The sequence below is a fragment of the Elioraea tepidiphila DSM 17972 genome (assembly GCF_000378465.1).
Classification (GTDB): Bacteria; Pseudomonadota; Alphaproteobacteria; order Acetobacterales; family Acetobacteraceae; genus Elioraea; species Elioraea tepidiphila.
On record NZ_KB899911.1, the window covers coordinates 68,199 to 83,940 of the forward strand.

The following is a 15,742-nucleotide window of genomic DNA, read 5'->3' on the forward strand; positions in this document are numbered from 1 at the left end:
ATCTACCTCGCCGCCGCCGGCATCCTGGTGCTGGTGCTCGCCGCGCGCTGAGCCTCCGCCTCGGCGACCCGCTTCGCCGCGGCGACGAACCCGTCGGGGTTGAGCGACATCGAATCGATCCCGCACTCGACCAGGAACGCGGCGAACTCCGGATGGTTCGACGGCGCCTCGCCGCAGATCCCCACCTTGCGGCCGGCGGCGTGCGCGCGGCGGATCACCTCGGCGATCATGCGCTTCACCGCCTCGTCGCGCTCGTCGAACAGCTCGCGCAGCTCGGCGCTGTCACGATCGACGCCGAGCACGAGCTGGGTCAGGTCGTTCGAGCCGATCGAGAACCCGTCGAAACGTTCGGCGAACTGCTCGGCGAGGATCACGTTCGAGGGGATCTCGCACATCACATAGACCTCGAGCCCGTCCTCGCCGCGCACGAGCCCGTGCTCGGCCATCACCGCCAACACCTTGTCGGCCTCGGCCGGGGTGCGGCAGAACGGGATCATGACGATGATGTTGTCGGCGCCGATCTCGCGCCTGGCCTTCAGCACGGCCTTGCATTCGAGCGCGAAGGCGTCGCGGTAGCGCGGCGAGTAGTAGCGCGAGGCCCCGCGCAGGCCGAGCATCGGGTTCTCCTCGTCCGGCTCGAAGGCAGCACCCCCGAGCAGATGCGCGTACTCGTTCGACTTGAAGTCGCTCATCCGCACGATCACCGGGTGCGGATGCGAGGGCGCGGCGATGCGCGCGAGCCCGCGCGCGAGCGTATCGACGAAATAGGCGGGCTTGTCGGGATAGCCGCGCGTCAGCGCCTCGATCTCGCGCCGCGCGGCCGGATCGGTCACCTGGTCGAAATGCACCAGCGCCATCGGATGCGCCTTGATCACGGCCGAGACGATGAACTCCATGCGCGCGAGCCCGATCCCCTTCGCCGGCAGTTTCCACCAGCGCAGCGCGGCGGCCGGCGAGGCGATGTTCAGCATCATCGCCGTGCGCGTCTCGGGGATGGTCGAGAGATCCAGTTCGGTCGAGCTGAACGGCACGCGGCCGTCATAGACGCGCCCCTCCTCGCCCTCGGCGCAGGAGAGCGTCACCTCCTGGCCGTCGCGCAGGATGGCGGTCGCACGCTGCGTGCCGACCACCGCCGGCAGGCCGAGCTCGCGCGAGACGATCGCGGCATGGCTGGTCGGGCCGCCGTGATCGGTGACGATGCCGGCCGCCTTCCGCATCAGCGGCACCCAGTCCGGGTCGGTCGATTCGGTCACCAGCACCGCGCCGTCACGGAACTCGGCGATCGCGTCCGGCGAGTGCACCACCTGCACCGGTCCGGCGGCGATCTTCTCGCCCACCGCCGCGCCGGTGAGGATCGGCGGGCGCGGCTTGCCGGTGAGCCGCCAGGTGCGGAGCGTTGCCGCCGCGCGCGTGCCGTGCACGGTCTCGGGCCGCGCCTGGACGATGAAGATCTCGCCCGTCGCGCCGTCCTTCGCCCACTCGATGTCCATCGGCCGGCGGTAGTGGCGCTCGATCGCCACCCCGGCGCGCGCGAGATCGAGGATCTCGGCGTCCGTCAGCACGAGCGCGCTCTGCTCGCGCCGCGTCGTCTCCACCATCGTCGTGCGCGCGCTGCCGCCGGTGGCGTAGATCATCTTCTGCGTCTTCGACCCGCGCGTCTTGTCGAGGATCGGCACCTTCGCCGGATCGGCGAGCGGCGGCTTGAACACGAGATAGCGGTCAGGATCGACCGCGCCCTGCACCACCGGCTCGCCGAGCCCCCAGGCGGCCGAGATCAGCACCACGCCGGGAAATCCGCTCTCGGTGTCGATGGTGAACATGATGCCCGAGCCGCCGATGTCGGCGCGCACCATCGCCTGCACGCCGACCGAGAGCGCGACCTGCATGTGCGCGAAGCCCTGCATCTCGCGGTACGCGATCGCGCGGTCGGTGAACAATGATGCGTAGCAGGCGCGGCACGCATCGATCAGCGCGCGCTCGCCGCGCACGTTGAGGAAGGTCTCCTGCTGGCCGGCGAAGGACGCGGTCGGCAGGTCCTCGGCGGTGGCGGACGAGCGCACCGCGACCGCGGGATCGGACGTGCCGAGCGTGTCGCCGAGCTTGCGATAGGCAGCGCGGATCGCCTCCGCGAGGTCGGGCGTGAAGTCGGTGTCGAGCAGCATCCGCCGGATCGCGGCCCCCGTGTCCTGCAGGCTTGCCGCGCCCTCGTGATAGCGCGCAAGGGCTGATTCGATGCGCGGGCGCAGGCCGTGCGCGTCGAGATGCGCGCGATACGCCGCGGCGGTGGTGGCGAAGCCCGGCGGCACCCGCACGCCGGCCGCGGACAGGGCGTGGATCATCTCGCCGAGCGAGGCGTTCTTGCCGCCGACACGGCCGACATCGGTCTGGCCGACCTCGCCGAGGTCGAGCACGAGCGCGTCCGTCATTCTGTCCTCCCGGTCCTTTGGCCGGCAGGGGATCACGCGCGCGGTGCGGCCGCCTTGATCGAGCGCAAGTGCCCGGCGGAACGGTCAGGCCGCGGCCTGCGCCGGCCGGTGGCTCTCCTCCATGGCGCGCCTGAGCCGCACCGCCTCGTCGGTGGCGTCGAACTCCACGTCCGACCAGCGCAGCACCTCGCCGGTCGCGACCGCGCGCTTGAGCCGCACCCCGTGCGCGAGCCCGATCGGCAGCGTGGCCTGCGCGGCCGCGCGCGCGGCCGGGATGCACTTGCCCCACACGGTCGCCCCGCCCTCGCCGTCGAGCACCTCGCCGGCGGCGAGCGGACGTTTCGCGGTCGCCGCGACATCGCCGCGCCAAGCCTCCGGTGCGCCGGTCGGCTCGCCGCGCAGCGCCGCGGAGGCGACCGACACGCCAAGCTCGAGCCCGATCAGGTGATACGGGCGGTAGAGGGCGGCGTAGCGGCCGGAGGGATCGGTCGCGACCCCGTACTCGGCGAAGCAGCGGCGCACATAGGCCGTCTCGCCCTCGAACACGGCATACACACCCCAGCGCAGGTCGCGGTGCACGGGCCGGCCGTCTCGTTCCAGGGACGATACGACCTCGACCATGCCCTTCGCCGCCAGCACCCCGCCTTCGGCGCGGGGGCGCAGGATGAGCGGCAGGTCGTCGGCGCCGCAGGGCGGAAAGGCGAGCCCGTCCTCGGGCGGGGCGAGGTCGCAGGCATTGGCGATCGCCGCCATCTCGATGCCGCTCTTGGTGCCGTCGAGGAAGGAGTTGAACATCTGCGGGTTCATCCCGCCCGCCTTCGCGTCCTCGTCGCTGATGCCGTAGTGGCTCCAGACGGTCGCCGGCGTCGAGGCGTGATAGGCGGGCAGGTACTTCGTGCCCTTGCCGGCCGCGACCACCGCGAAGCCGGAGGTGCGGATCGTGTCCACGAGTTCGCACACGAGCGCCGGCTGATCGCCATAGGCCAGCGAATAGACCAGGCCGGCCTGGCGCGCGCGCGCCGCGAGCACCGGGCCGGCGAGCACGTCCGCCTCGACATTCACCATCACCAGGTGCTTGCCGGCGTCGATCGACAGGAGGGCGTGGCGGATGCCCGCCGCGGGGTGGCCGGTCGCTTCGACGATCACCTCGATGCGCGGATCGGCGATCACAGCGGCGGCGTTGTCGGTCAGGAAGGTCTCGCGGTGACGCACGGCATCCGCGCTCGTGACGACGCGCTCGGGCGCCCAGCCGATGCGGGCGAGCGTGGCGCGGGCGCGCTCGACGTTCACGTCTGCGATGGCGCGGATGTGCAGCCCGGGCGTGCGCGGCACCTGGGCGAGGAACATCGAGGCGAACTTGCCGCAGCCGATCAGCCCGACGGTGACGGGACGGTTCGCGGCCGCGCGCGCGCGCAGCATGCGGTAGAGGTTCATGGACGTCTCCTTCGTCGGGAGACGATACGCGAGGCCCCACGCCTTGGGCTATGGCCCGCGGCGCGCCCGACGAGGCGCGCCGCCCTCATGGGATGGGGGTGCGGGGGCAAGGGCCTGCGGAGCTGGCCCTCGGGCCAGCGAAGCCAAAGGAAGCCTCTCCCTTGGCCCCCGTAAAGGAACCAACCCGGGGGCGACGCTCACGGGCCCCATCGCGGCTTGCCGCGATGGGAGCCCGACGCCGGACCCCGCCCTACCGGCCGAGCGGGATGTTCAGCCCGATCGACAGCTCGCCATACGGGGCGCGATACACGGGGTAGCCGTAGCCCGGCACGACGACCACGGGCGGCGGCGCGTACACCACCGGCGGCGGCGCATAGATCACGCGCGGCGGCGGCGCATAGACCACCGGCGGGCCGCGATGATGGCCACGGCCGCGATTCCAGCCCGGTCCGCGGTGATGGAAGTGGTGGTGCGTGTGGTAGTGGCTCGACCCGTGCCACCCGCGGCCGCGATCCCGGTCGGCCAGGGCCGGGCTGGCGGACATGGCCGCCACGGCCATCCCCAGTCCAAGCAGCAATCCGAATCGCATCGGTCTGTCCTCCCGGTTCATCCCATGCTCATCAAACGAATCCTATCCGACGATGGTAGGGCAGGATCACGGCAGGAATGCGCCTCACGCCACCTTGAGAGCGCCGAGCGGGCTCAACCCCATCGCCGTGCGCATGAACACGCGCTTAAGGGGGGGCAGACGATCAACCGCCGCGATCCCGAGATCGCGCAGGAGCCGCACCGGCGCGACATCGGTGGAGAACAGCCGGTCGAGCGCATCGGTCGCCGCCAGCATCATCAGATTCGCCGGCCGCCGCGCGCGCTGGTAGCCGGCGAGCACCTCCGCGCCGCCGACATCGCGCCCGGCATGGAACGCCGAGGCGATCCGCGCGCCGAGCTCGCCCACATCGCGGAACCCAAGATTGAGCCCCTGCCCGGCGATCGGATGGATGCCGTGCGCCGCATCGCCGACGAGGGCGAGCCGCGTGGCGGTGTAGCGATGCGCCAGCAGCGCGCCGAGGGGATAGCGCCAGCGCATCCCGACGGGCGTGACGGCACCGAACCGATCACCGAAGCGCCGCGCGAGTTCGCGCGCGAAGCCTGACGGGTCGAGCGACCAGATGCGCGCCGCCTCCGCCCGCCGCTCCGTCCAGACGATCGCGCTCGTCCGGCCGTCGTCGTCCTCGCCCGGCAGCGGCAGGATCGCGAACGGGCCCGCGGGCAGGAAATGCTCGACCGCCACGTGCCCGTGCGGCTGCTCGTGGCGCACCGCGGCGACGATCGCGTCCTGGCCGTAGTCCCAGCGCGTCACCGCGATCCCGGCCGCCTCGCGCGTGGCACTCTCCCGCCCCTCGGCGGCGACCACGAGGCGCGAGCGGATGATCGTACCGTCCGCGAGCCGCACGGTCGCGCGCTCGGCCTCGCGCTCGACCGCTGTGACGTGCGCCGGGGCGGCCACCCACAGCCCGGGCAGGCTCGGCAGTTGCGCGTTGAGCGCGATGCGGAGGTGCCGCGCCTCGACCATCCAGCCGAACGCATCCACGCCGACATCCGTCGTGTCGAAGGTCAGGTCGAGCCGGCTCGGCTTCTGTCCGAGCCTGCCGTCGGTGACGTGGATGCGCCGGATCGGGCAGGGCAGGGCGCCGAGCCGCGCCCACACCCCGGCATCGGCGAGCACGTCGCGGCTCGTACGCGCGATCGCATAGGCGCGGCCGTCGAACGCGGGCAGCTCCATCGGCGGCAGGGGGGCGCGGTCCACCACCGCGGCCGGCACCCCGGCCTCGGCGAGCAGGCAGGCGAGCGTCGCCCCCACCGGGCCGGCGCCCAGGATCGTCACCGCCACGTCGCGTTCCGCTGCCATGGCGGTCAGTGTCCGCGCGAAAGCCGGGAAATCAAGCGGGCGGCGCAGGCTCTGCCCAATTCTTGGGCATCGCCGCCGCCCCCGCCGCCGGCGAGCCGCACATTCCCGCGAGCGCCGCCGTCTGGCACGGCGCTTGGAACGGCCATCCCGCCGACCAACCGGCGGGGACACACGCATGAAACTGATCATGGCGATCATCAAGCCCTTCAAGCTCGACGACGTGCGCGAGGCGCTCACACCGCTTGGTGTGCAGGGCCTCACCGTCTCGGAGGTGAAGGGATTCGGCAGACAGAAGGGGCAGACCGAGATCTATCGCGGGGCGGAGTACCACGTGAACTTCCTGCCCAAGGTCAAGATCGAGCTCGTGGTCGAGGACGGCATGGTCGATGCCGTCTGCGAGGCCATCACCAAGAGCGCGCACACCGGAAAGATCGGAGACGGAAAGATCTTCGTGCTCGATGTCGGGCGCGCGATCCGCATCCGCACCGGCGAGACCGATGCGGCAGCGCTCTGAGCTCCAGCAGGGGATGAGATCACCGATGACGAGACTGTCCACCAAGCGCGCGCTGGCGGGCTTCGCCGCCGCCGCGCCCGTGCTGCTGTTCGCCACCGGCGCAGCGGCCGACGAGCCCAAGATCGACACCGGCGACATGGCCTGGATGATGACCTCCACGGTCATCGTCCTGATGATGACGATCCCGGGGGTCGCGCTGTTCTACGCCGGCATGGTGCGCAAGAAGAACGTGCTCGCCACGCTGATGCAGTCCTTCGCCACCTGCGCGCTGATCACCATCGTCTGGATGGTCGCCGGCTACAGCCTCGCCTTCTCGGGCGACGGCGCCTATGTCGGCGACCTCGGCAAGCTGTTCCTCTCCGGCATGATGGAGACCTGGGACAAGCCGATCGAGGACGGCACGATCACCGAGCCGGTGTTCATGACGTTCCAGATGACCTTCGCCATCATCACGGCGGCCCTGATCACCGGCGCGTTCGCCGACCGGATGAAGTTCTCGGCGCTGCTGCTGTTCCTGACGCTGTGGTCGCTCCTGGTCTACAGCCCGGTCTGCCATTGGGTCTGGGGCGGCGGCTTCATGGACGGCTGGGGCGTGCTCGACTTCGCCGGGGGCACGGTGGTGCACATCAACGCCGGCGTCGCGGGTCTCGTCGGCGCGATCGTGCTCGGCAAGCGCCGCGGCTACGGCACCGAGAACATGGCGCCCTACAATCTCTCCCTGTCGGTGATCGGCGCCTCTCTGCTCTGGGTCGGCTGGTTCGGCTTCAACGGCGGCTCGGCCGCCGCGTCGAACGCGAACGCGGGTCTCGCCATCGCGGTGACGCAGATCGCCACCGCCGCTGCCGCACTCGCCTGGATGTTTGCCGAGTGGGCGGTGAAGGGGAAGCCGTCGGTGCTCGGCGTCATCTCCGGCGCGGTCGCCGGGCTGGTGGGCATCACCCCCGCCGCCGGCTTCGTCGCTCCTGTGGGCGCGCTCGTGATCGGCGTCGCTGCCGGCATCGCCTCCTGGTGGGCCTCGACCGAGCTCAAGAAGATGCTGAAGTACGACGACAGCCTCGATGTCTGGGGCGTGCACGGTGTGGCCGGCATCGTCGGCGCGATCCTCACCGGCCTGTTCGCGGTCGAGGCGATCGGCGAGACCGCCGGCGGCATCGGCCAGATGATCATCCAGATCCAGGGGGTGGTGGTGACGATCATCTATACGGGCATCGTCAGCTTCATCCTGCTCAAGCTGGTGGATCTGCTGGTCGGGCTGCGCGTCAGCGAGGAGGAAGAGGTCGAGGGCCTCGACACCGCGCTGCACGGCGAGCGGCTTGGGTGAAACCAGGCGGGGAAAGGGTCGCGCAGAACTGGCCCGCGGGCCAGCGAAGCAGCCGAACCCGACCCTTTCCCCACCCCTCTATCCCATCAACAAACGCTCGGCCGCGTCCGCCATAACGGCGCAGCCGAGCACGATGTCCTCCTCCTTCGTGTCCTCGGTCCAGTGGTGGCTGATGCCGCCGATCGAGGGCACGAACAGCATCCCCGCCGGCACACGCAACGCCACCACCTGCGCGTCGTGACCGGCACCCGACGGCATGCGCTGCCAGGCCCCCGGCGCCCGCGCCTCCGCCGCCGCGGCGAGCGCCTCCTGGAACCGCGCATCCATCACCTTCGGGATGCCCTTCGAGCCGTCCTCGATCGTCACCCGGCACGGACCCGCCGCATCCGCCTCCGCCACCAGCGCGCGCAGATGCGCCTCCATCCGGTCGAGCACGACAGGATCGGCATCGCGCACCTGCACGTTCATCTCCGCCGCCCCCGGAATGATCGAGGGCGCGTTCGGATCGAGCCCCATCCGGCCGATCGTCCAGACCGACCGCTCGGCGATCACCTGCGGCATGGTGTCGTGGATGCGGTTCGCCAGCCGCACCATCGCCACCCCCGCATCCTTGCGGATCGCCATGCGCGTCGTGCCGGCGTGGTTCTGCACGCCCTCGAAGCGGATGCGGAAGTTCCAGATCGCGACGATCGACGTCACCACGCCGACCCGCAGTCCCTTCGCCTCCAGCTCGTCGCCCTGCTCGATATGCGCCTCGAGGAAGCCCGCGTAGCGCGACGGATCGTCGAGCGTGATGCGCGGAACCCCCGCCAGCCCGGCCTCGGCCAGCGCGTCGCGCATGGCGATGCCGCGCGTGCGGCAGCGCGCCGCATCGATCTCCGCCTCCGACACATCGCCGATGAACGACCGGCTGCCGAGGAAGCTGCCGAAATGTCCCTCCTCATCGACGAAGGCCACCACGTCGATCGGCAGTTCGGGCAGGGCGCGCGCGATCTCCAGCCCGTAGATCACGCCCATCGCGCCATCGAGCCAGCCGGCCTCGTTCTGGCTCTCCAGATGGCTGCCGATCAGCAGCCGTTTCCCGGGCTTGCGCGTGAAGCCGTAGACCGAGGCGATGCCGTCGATCCGCGCATCGAGCCCGGCCTCCTGCATCCGACCGGCGAGCCAGCGCCGTGACGCGACGTCCTCGGGCGAGAGGGTGGGTCGGTGCACGCCGGACCTGAAGCGGCCGAAGCCGCGCAGCGTGGCGAGGTCGGCGAGCAGGCGGGCGGGGTCGATCGTGGCCATGCGGCATCGTGTCGCGCGGACCGGGCCGCGGCAAGCCGGCCCCGCGCGCCGGTTGAGGACTGTGACCGGCCTCACACCCGGTTTCCCGCATGCGGGCGCAGGCTCTCCGCAGGCAACCGGGGGACGGTGTCATGACCGATGCGGCGACCACGCTCGAACGGCTGAGCAACCTGGCCGATCTCGCCTCGCTCCGCGATCCCAAGCGCGACCCGCTCGGCTGGGCGCGCGCCGAGGGGCAGCTCTGCGCCGCACTCGCCGAGGCGGGCGTCGCGCAGGACCGGATCGACTGGCTGGTCGAGGCTGCACTCCGCGCCGCGGATGCGGTCACGACCCGCCCGCTGCCGGTCGAGCTGCGCGAGTCCATGCTGGAGGCGATGCGCCACGCGCTGCGGGCACTCGCCCGGCAGGACGGCCGCGTCCGTCGCCGCCCGCGCCCGGCCGTGCGCGACTGCGCTTGATACCTGGAGCACAAGATACCTGGAGCACAAGGCCTTCAGCCTTGTGCGGAAGGTATCGCGCGCAGGGCTGGTGTGGCGGCTGCGCGCTCAATCTAAGCCTCCACCCGCCGCGTGAAGGTTTCATCTTCGCGCGGCGGGTGTGGTCCGCTGACAAGTGGGCCGGTCCCCATGCAGGATCGGCCCATGACGTCCTGGCGCGACCGCTGGCAGAGCCGCTACGGCGAAGCCGCCTGGCTGTTCGGGCGCGAGCCCAACGCCTATCTGCGCTCGCTCGACATCCGCCTGCCGCGCCGCGGCCGCGCGCTCTCTCTCGGCGAGGGCGAGGGGCGCAACGCGGTGTGGCTCGCCGCGCGCGGGCTTGCCGTCACCGCGGTCGATTTCGCGCCGATCGCCCTCGCCCGCGTGCGTGCGCTCGCGGCCGAAGGCGGGCTCGCGGTCGAGACGATCGAGGCCGATGTCGCGCGCTGGCAGCCGCCCGAGGCCGCGTTCGACATCGTCACGCTGATCTTCCTCCAGCTCTCGTCCGACGAGCGGGTGCCGGCGCACCGCGCCGCGATGGCCGCGCTGGCGCCGGGCGGGCTGCTGGTGCTGGAGGCCTTCGCCAGGGGCGAGCGCGGTGCGTGCGGGCCGAAATCCGACGACAGCCGCTACGACGAGGCGATGCTGCGCGCGGACTTCGCCGGATTGGAGATCCTCGAACTCCTCTCAGGCACGGTGCTGCTGGAGGAGGGCGCGGGTCACCGCGGCTTGGCGCGCGTGGTGCGCCTGTTCGCGCGGCGCGGCTGATCCCGCCGCACCGGCATCTCGATCGCGTGCGGATCGTTCCCCTGGCGCTGCTGGCCGTAGGAGCGGAACCGCGCCAGCACGACCGCCATCTCGGCCTCGTCCAGCACCGTGGGCGCGCCCAGCGTGCGCGCGATCCAGTACTGCTTCGCCAGCGTCTCGACCTCCACCGCGCGGCCGAGCGCATCCTCCAGGCTGCGCCCGAGCACGATCGCGCCGTGATTGGCGAGCAGGCAGGCACTGCGTCCCTCGATCGCCGCCAGCATCGCGCGCGACAGCGCCTCGGTGCCGAAGGTGGCGTACTCGGCGCAGCGGATGTCGGGCCCCCCCGCGACCGCGACCATGTAGTGGAATGCCGGGATGCCGAGACGCAGGCACGCGAGCGCGGTCGCGTAGGTCGAGTGTGTGTGCACCACCGCCTGCGCGTCCGCCCGCGTGCGCATCAGGTCGAGATGCATCCGCCACTCCGACGAGGGCAGCACCTCGCCGCGATAGCCGCCGTCGAGGTCCATCTCGACCACGTGGCGCGGCTCCATCGCCTCGTAGGCGATGCCCGAGCCGGTGATCAGGAACCCCTCGGGCACGCGCACCGACACGTTGCCCGACCGGCCCTGGTTGATGCCGAGCCGGTTCATCTCCCGGCAGGTCGCGATCACGGCGCGGCGGAGGGCGAGATGGCGCATCGGCCCATGCTGCCGCGCGCGCGGGCATCCGTCACCGCCCTTGACCTCGCGCGCGGCCGCCCAACCTGCGCCTCATGGACGAGACGGCCGCCTTCGCCGCCTTGAAGCTGTTCCTGGTGTTCGGCCCGGTGCTCGGCTGGGCGGCGCTGGAGCTCTGGCTGCTGCGGCGCGACCGGCGCCGCGCGCGCGACCGCTGAGCCATGGACTGGGCCGGGCTGATCCGCTTCGAGTTCCTGATCTTCTTCGGGCTCGCGCTCGGCTGGGGCTTCCGAGAGCTCTGGCTGCTCAGGCGGGATCGCCGCCGGCGCGAGGCCAGCCGGCGCGACGGGGCATCCTGAACGGCAGCAGCAGCTTCACCCAGCGCGTGCGGAACCGGACGAGCGACAGGCTTTCGTGCACCGCCGTGGTGTCCTGGCCGTAGAGCCGGGTCGCGAGCGTGGAGCGGGCGTAGAACGGCGCGTCCTCCAGGGTCGCGAGCACGCCCGGCGTTGCATCGGCATCGGCGCGGGTGCGGCGCGGGATGCGCCAGAGGGTGCCGGGCAGCCCCGCCTCGGGCGGTGCCTCGGCCGGAGTCACCCGCCCGTCGGCTCGGATGCGCAGCGCCAGCGACACGGCCGAGCCGTCGCGCCGGATCGCGTCGTACAGCACGGCGGCGCCGGCACCGACGGGGGCGCGGCTCCAGGTCCAGGACGCGAACCCGTCCTCCAGCGGCTCGTCGCCTTCATTGGCATCCCAGTAGCCGTGGCCGGACCAGGCGAGGGCAGGTCGGTCCATCGCCACCTCGACCCGGCAGACCGGAGCGATCGGCCGCCAGCGATGCCGCCCGGCCGCGTCCAGTGTCTCGGCGTGGCCGGTGAGCGCGGTGGGAAAGAGCCGCACCGTGCCGCGCAGCCGTTGCGGAATCGGCACGGCGATCTCGTCGATCGCGATCGTCAGCGCCGTGCCGTCCCACGTCAGGCTGCTCGGACCCACGACAAATCGATCCGCCTCGCGCGCGAGCGCCCCCGCGCCGCGCTCGGTCATCGCCCAGGCACCGCGCGGGCCGTAGAGCGCGACATTCAGCGCCACGTGGTTCTCGGCCGGCACGGTGCGGCGCGCGCGCGCCCAGGCGTAGTAGGGCGAGAACACCGAGCCGACGAAGGCGATGATGGTCAGGCCGTGCCGGCCGTCGTCGCTCAGCGCATCGACATACCACCAGGCATAGCCGCCCGGTGGAACCGGCGCGTCGAAGCGAGGTCCGCCAGCACCGCCGCCGCCGCCAGCCGCCCCGACATCGCCGCCATCGGCACACCCGGCCCCGGGTGCACGCTGCCCCCCGCCAGCACCAGCCCCGGCAGGCTTGTCGTTGCCCCCGGTCGGCGGAACGACGCGCGCCAGCCATGCACCGCCCGGCCGTAGAGCGCCCCGCCCGTGGCCGGGAACAGGCGCGCGAACCCCGCCGGCGTCGTCACCACCGGTTCCGCCGCCGGTTCGAGCGTCAGCCCGGCGCGCGCGAGACGCGCGAAGGTGGCCTGCTCGCATGACGCGATCTCCTGCGGTGACGGGGGCGCGCGGTCGCCGGTGGGCGCGGCATTGACGAGGACGAGCAACCGCTCGGGTCCGTCGGGTCCGGTCGCTTCGTCATCCCGGTCCTGCGCGCAGACATAGACGGTGGGCTCGGCAGGCAGGCGGCCGCGCGCGAAGATCGCCTCGAACTCGGCCGCGTAATCGGGCGCGAAGAACACGCTGTGGCGCGGCAGCGGGAAGCCGGTCGCGCGGGCGCACAACGTCCAGGTGACGGCCGAGAGCGAGGGCACGGCATCCCCGCCGGGCGCCACCGCGCGGGCGGCGGCCGCGCCGAACAGCCCGGCGGCCAGCGCCGCGACATCGGCGTTGCACACGACGGCCTCGCCGGCGATGCGCTCGCCGGTCGCGAGCACAACGCCGGCCGCCCGGCCACGCTCGGTGACGATCTCGGTCACGTTGGCGCCATAGCGGAACGTCGCGCCACGCGCCTCGGCGAGGGTCGCGAGCGTGCGCGCGACCCGGTGCATCCCGCCCTCCACCAGCCACACGCCCTCCTGCTCGACATGCGCGATCAGCATCAGCGTGGCCGGCGCGGCGAAGGGCGAGGAGCCGCTGTAGGTGGCGTAGCGGCCGAAGAGCTGGCGCAGCCGCGGATCGGCGAAGTGCTCGCCCAGGGCGTCCCACAGCAGCACGAAGGGCGAGGCGTTCAGCAGATCGCGCACCCCGCCAAGCCCGGCGCGCCTTACCAGCGATACAGGGGAGGGACGGGGGCCGCGCAGGAACGAGCACTCCAGCGCGCGATAGACCGCCTGCGCCCGCGCGCAAAACGCGCGGTAGCCGGCCGCCTCCGCCGCGCCGGCGAAGTCTCCGATCGCGTCCGCCGAGCGGTCGATCTCGGCGAACAGGTCGAGGCGGCTGCCGTCGTCCCAGGCGTGGCGCGCGAGCAGCGCGGCGGGGCGCAGCGCGAGATGGTCGTCGAGCCGCGTGCCGGCCTCGGCGAGGATCTCGTCCAGCACCCAGCGCATGGTGAACACGGTCGGGCCGGCATCGATCCGCGCGCCGCCGACCGTGACCTCGCGCATCTTGCCCCCGGGGCCCTCGGCCCGCTCGACCACCGTGACGGCGAGGCCGCGCGCGGCCAGCAGCAGCGCCGCCACCAGCCCGCCGATCCCGGCGCCGATCACCACCACCCGGTCGCTCTGCACCCTCGGCTCCCTTTTGGCGCCCGATTGTGTTGACACGACTGTCAACAATTAATGACAGTCTTGAGCGACAATTCAACCTTACACCACGCGTGGCCGGGCACGGCCGAGGCCGTGTCGGGTCCGGGAGGAGCGGAACCATGGACGCCGTCGGCCGCATCGAGAAGGCTCTCTCCGCCGCCCTCGCGATCGCTGAAGCCCCGGGCCGCCCGCCGCGGCTGGCGGAGGCGATGAATTACGCCGTGTTCCCGCGCGGGGCGCGGGTGCGGCCGCGGCTCTGCCTGGCGGTGGCGGCTGCCTGCGGCGAGGACGTCCCCGAACTCACCGACGCCGCGGCCGCTGCGATCGAGCTTCTGCACTGCGCCTCGCTGGTGCATGACGACCTGCCCTGCTTCGACGATGCCGCGGTGCGGCGCGGCAAGCCGGCGCTGCACGTCCAGTATGGCGAGCCGCTGGCGGTGCTGGCGGGCGATGCGCTGATCGTGCTGGCGTTCCAGGCGCTCGCGCGGGCCGGCGCGGCCGAGCCCGCGCGGCTGGTCAGCCTGCTCGGCATCATCGGCGACTCGGTCGGCATGCCGTTCGGCATCGCCGCGGGGCAGGCCTGGGAGTGCGAGCCGCGCGTCGATCTCGGGGCCTATCAGCGCGCCAAGACCGGCTCGCTGTTCGCCTCGGCCTGCATGGCCGGGGCGGCCGCCGCGGGGATGCCGGCGGCGCCGTGGCGCGCCCTCGGCGAGAAGCTCGGCGAGGCGTATCAGGTCGCCGACGACCTGCGCGACGCGGCCGCCGACGAGGAGGAGGCCGGCAAGACCACCGGCCGCGATGCCGTGCTCGGCCGGCCGAGCGCCGCGCTGACCCTCGGGATTCCCGCGGCCGTGCGTCATCTGGAAGACCTCGTCGGCGAGGCGGCGGCCGCGATCCCCGACTGCCCCGGCCGCGAGTCGCTGGAGACGCTGATCCTGTTCGAGGCGCGGCGGCTGGTGCCGAAATCCCTGGCACTCTCCGCGGCGTGACGCCGGGGGCCGCCCTGACGGCCGGCGCCCTGCCTGGCTTCGGTCTCGTCTCCGCCTGGCGCGAGCGCGCGCTCGATCTGCGCGACCGCCTGCTCGGCTCGGCCGGGTTCCGCCGGCTCGCGCTCCGGCTGCCGCTGACGCGCGGCATCGCCCGGCGCGAGACGCGCGCGCTGTTCGATCTCTGCGCCGGCTTCGTCTACTCCCAGGTGCTCGCGGCCTGCGTGCGGCTCGACCTGTTCGCGGCGCTGCGCGCCGGGCCGCTGACCGCGGCCGAGGTCGCGCATCGCTCCGACCTGCCCGAGGAGGGCGCGCGCTGTCTGCTCGATGCCGCCGTATCGCTGCGGCTGCTCGCGCGCCGCGAGGGCGGACGCTACGGCCTCGGCCCGCTCGGCGCTGTGGTCGCGGGCGAGCCCGGCATCGCGGCGATGGTGCGCCACCACGAGGCGCTCTATCGCGACCTCGCCGACCCGATCGCCCTGCTGCGCGCCGGGCGGGGCGAGGCGCTCGCCGCCTACTGGCCCTATGCGGGGGCGGCGGACGCGGCCGGGCTCGGGGCGGAGTCGGTGGCGGCCTATTCGGCGCTGATGGCCGCCTCGCAGCCGATGGTCGCGGCCGAGGTGCTGGCGGCCGTGCGCTTCGACCGGTTCCGCTGCCTGCTCGATGTCGGCGGCGGCGAGGGGGCGTTCCTCCAGGCGGTCGCGGCCGAACATCCGGGGCTGCGGCTGAAGCTGTTCGACCTGCCGGCGGTGATCGAGCGGGCGCGCGCCCGGTTCGCCGCGTCCGGGCTGATCGTCGAGGCGACGGCGGGGGATTTCCGCACCGATCCGCTGCCCGCAGGCGCCGACGCGATCTCGCTCGTGCGGGTGGTGCACGACCACGACGACGCGACCGCGCTCGCCCTGCTGAGGTCCGCGCGCCGGGCGCTCGCGCCGGGCGGCACGCTGATCCTGGCCGAGCCGATGTCGGACACCCCGGGTGCCGAGCCGATCGGCGATGCGTATTTCGGCCTCTATCTGCTGGCGATGGGCCGCGGCCGGCCGCGCAGCGCGGCCCGGCTGGCCGAGCTGCTGACCGAGGCTGGGTTCGCCGCGCCGCGGCTGGCGCGCACCCGCACGCCGCTCCTGGTCCGGGTGCTGCTGGCCCGTCCAGCGCGCGAGGCATCCCTGAATGTCAATCATGCTTGACCTTCATGATCGTCAAGTTAGACTG

General features: G+C 72.6%; 16 protein-coding genes. 8 read left to right on the top strand and 8 right to left on the bottom strand.

The genetic code is table 11. The features are described 5' to 3' along the window. Positions 1–2: 2 nt before the first annotated feature. From ppsA to F563_RS0101865, 4 genes are all read right to left on the bottom strand, one after another. Positions 3–2,426, bottom strand: a complete 2,424-nt coding sequence (gene ppsA / locus F563_RS0101850; protein ID WP_019012939.1) for a phosphoenolpyruvate synthase — start codon at positions 2,424–2,426, stop codon at positions 3–5. Positions 2,427–2,510: 84 nt separating this feature from the next. Then, complete coding sequence (locus F563_RS0101855; protein WP_019012940.1) at positions 2,511–3,860, bottom strand: NAD(P)H-dependent oxidoreductase; 1,350 nt, start codon at positions 3,858–3,860, stop codon at positions 2,511–2,513. Positions 3,861–4,110: 250 nt separating this feature from the next. Beyond that, positions 4,111–4,404, bottom strand: coding sequence for a hypothetical protein (locus F563_RS24255; protein WP_245557085.1), 294 nt, complete (start codon positions 4,402–4,404; stop codon positions 4,111–4,113). Positions 4,405–4,533: 129 nt separating this feature from the next. Continuing rightward, positions 4,534–5,769, bottom strand: a complete 1,236-nt coding sequence (locus tag F563_RS0101865; protein ID WP_019012942.1) for a UbiH/UbiF/VisC/COQ6 family ubiquinone biosynthesis hydroxylase — start codon at positions 5,767–5,769, stop codon at positions 4,534–4,536. Positions 5,770–5,944: 175 nt separating this feature from the next. Between F563_RS0101865 and F563_RS0101870 the strand changes: the two genes are divergently transcribed. Beyond that, the gene (locus tag F563_RS0101870; RefSeq protein WP_019012943.1) at positions 5,945–6,283 is read left to right on the top strand and encodes a P-II family nitrogen regulator; all 339 of its coding nucleotides are present in this window, start codon (positions 5,945–5,947) and stop codon (positions 6,281–6,283) included. Between the two features lie 25 nt (positions 6,284–6,308). Beyond that, the gene (locus F563_RS0101875) at positions 6,309–7,604 is read left to right on the top strand and encodes an ammonium transporter (RefSeq protein WP_019012944.1); all 1,296 of its coding nucleotides are present in this window, start codon (positions 6,309–6,311) and stop codon (positions 7,602–7,604) included. 78 nt (positions 7,605–7,682) lie between these two features. On the opposite strand, the gene F563_RS0101880 is transcribed toward F563_RS0101875, so the two are convergent. Beyond that, positions 7,683–8,891, bottom strand: coding sequence for a hydantoinase/carbamoylase family amidase (locus tag F563_RS0101880; RefSeq protein ID WP_019012945.1), 1,209 nt, complete (start codon positions 8,889–8,891; stop codon positions 7,683–7,685). Between the two features lie 131 nt (positions 8,892–9,022). Here F563_RS0101880 and F563_RS0101885 point away from each other — a divergent pair, with 131 nt between their 5' ends. Both F563_RS0101885 and F563_RS0101890 read left to right on the top strand, forming a co-directional pair. Then, positions 9,023–9,349, top strand: coding sequence for a hypothetical protein (locus F563_RS0101885; RefSeq protein ID WP_019012946.1), 327 nt, complete (start codon positions 9,023–9,025; stop codon positions 9,347–9,349). 183 nt (positions 9,350–9,532) lie between these two features. Next, on the top strand, positions 9,533–10,135 hold the full coding sequence (locus F563_RS0101890; protein WP_019012947.1) for a class I SAM-dependent methyltransferase: 603 nt from the start codon (positions 9,533–9,535) through the stop codon (positions 10,133–10,135). Here F563_RS0101890 and F563_RS0101895 read toward each other — a convergent pair. Then, positions 10,087–10,815, bottom strand: a complete 729-nt coding sequence (locus tag F563_RS0101895; RefSeq protein WP_019012948.1) for a class II aldolase/adducin family protein — start codon at positions 10,813–10,815, stop codon at positions 10,087–10,089. The two genes, F563_RS0101890 and F563_RS0101895, sit on opposite strands and share 49 nt — an antisense overlap. A 74-nt stretch (positions 10,816–10,889) precedes the next feature. Between F563_RS0101895 and F563_RS25825 the strand changes: the two genes are divergently transcribed. Both F563_RS25825 and F563_RS24640 read left to right on the top strand, forming a co-directional pair. After that, positions 10,890–11,012: a hypothetical protein gene (locus F563_RS25825; RefSeq protein WP_019012949.1), complete on the top strand. Its 123-nt coding sequence runs from the start codon at positions 10,890–10,892 to the stop codon at positions 11,010–11,012. A gap of 3 nt (positions 11,013–11,015) precedes the next feature. Further along, entirely contained in the window at positions 11,016–11,153 is a 138-nt protein-coding gene (locus F563_RS24640) for a hypothetical protein (protein WP_156825026.1), read from the top strand. On the opposite strand, the gene F563_RS0101910 is transcribed toward F563_RS24640, so the two are convergent. Next, positions 11,101–11,943 (bottom strand): hypothetical protein, encoded by an 843-nt coding sequence (locus tag F563_RS0101910; RefSeq protein ID WP_019012950.1) that lies wholly within the window; start codon positions 11,941–11,943, stop codon positions 11,101–11,103. The genes F563_RS24640 and F563_RS0101910 overlap by 53 nt on opposite strands. Positions 11,944–11,990: 47 nt before the next feature. Continuing rightward, positions 11,991–13,526, bottom strand: a complete 1,536-nt coding sequence (crtD, locus tag F563_RS0101915; protein WP_019012951.1) for a 1-hydroxycarotenoid 3,4-desaturase CrtD — start codon at positions 13,524–13,526, stop codon at positions 11,991–11,993. Positions 13,527–13,663: 137 nt separating this feature from the next. Between crtD and F563_RS0101920 the strand changes: the two genes are divergently transcribed. Both F563_RS0101920 and F563_RS0101925 read left to right on the top strand, forming a co-directional pair. Beyond that, positions 13,664–14,533: a polyprenyl synthetase family protein gene (locus tag F563_RS0101920; RefSeq protein ID WP_019012952.1), complete on the top strand. Its 870-nt coding sequence runs from the start codon at positions 13,664–13,666 to the stop codon at positions 14,531–14,533. Continuing rightward, on the top strand, positions 14,530–15,717 hold the full coding sequence (locus tag F563_RS0101925; protein ID WP_019012953.1) for a methyltransferase: 1,188 nt from the start codon (positions 14,530–14,532) through the stop codon (positions 15,715–15,717). Before F563_RS0101920 ends, F563_RS0101925 begins: the two co-directional genes overlap by 4 nt. Positions 15,718–15,742 lie beyond the last annotated feature (25 nt).

Coding starts and splice junctions, on each gene's coding strand:
- ppsA (WP_019012939.1), bottom strand. CDS start 2,426: ATGACGGACGCGCTCGTGCTCGACCTCGGCGAGGTCGGCCAGACCGAT.
- F563_RS0101855 (WP_019012940.1), bottom strand. CDS start 3,860: ATGAACCTCTACCGCATGCTGCGCGCGCGCGCGGCCGCGAACCGTCCC.
- F563_RS24255 (WP_245557085.1), bottom strand. CDS start 4,404: ATGTCCGCCAGCCCGGCCCTGGCCGACCGGGATCGCGGCCGCGGGTGG.
- F563_RS0101865 (WP_019012942.1), bottom strand. CDS start 5,769: ATGGCAGCGGAACGCGACGTGGCGGTGACGATCCTGGGCGCCGGCCCG.
- F563_RS0101870 (WP_019012943.1), top strand. CDS start 5,945: ATGAAACTGATCATGGCGATCATCAAGCCCTTCAAGCTCGACGACGTG.
- F563_RS0101875 (WP_019012944.1), top strand. CDS start 6,309: ATGACGAGACTGTCCACCAAGCGCGCGCTGGCGGGCTTCGCCGCCGCC.
- F563_RS0101880 (WP_019012945.1), bottom strand. CDS start 8,891: ATGGCCACGATCGACCCCGCCCGCCTGCTCGCCGACCTCGCCACGCTG.
- F563_RS0101885 (WP_019012946.1), top strand. CDS start 9,023: ATGACCGATGCGGCGACCACGCTCGAACGGCTGAGCAACCTGGCCGAT.
- F563_RS0101890 (WP_019012947.1), top strand. CDS start 9,533: ATGACGTCCTGGCGCGACCGCTGGCAGAGCCGCTACGGCGAAGCCGCC.
- F563_RS0101895 (WP_019012948.1), bottom strand. CDS start 10,815: ATGCGCCATCTCGCCCTCCGCCGCGCCGTGATCGCGACCTGCCGGGAG.
- F563_RS25825 (WP_019012949.1), top strand. CDS start 10,890: ATGGACGAGACGGCCGCCTTCGCCGCCTTGAAGCTGTTCCTGGTGTTC.
- F563_RS24640 (WP_156825026.1), top strand. CDS start 11,016: ATGGACTGGGCCGGGCTGATCCGCTTCGAGTTCCTGATCTTCTTCGGG.
- F563_RS0101920 (WP_019012952.1), top strand. CDS start 13,664: ATGGACGCCGTCGGCCGCATCGAGAAGGCTCTCTCCGCCGCCCTCGCG.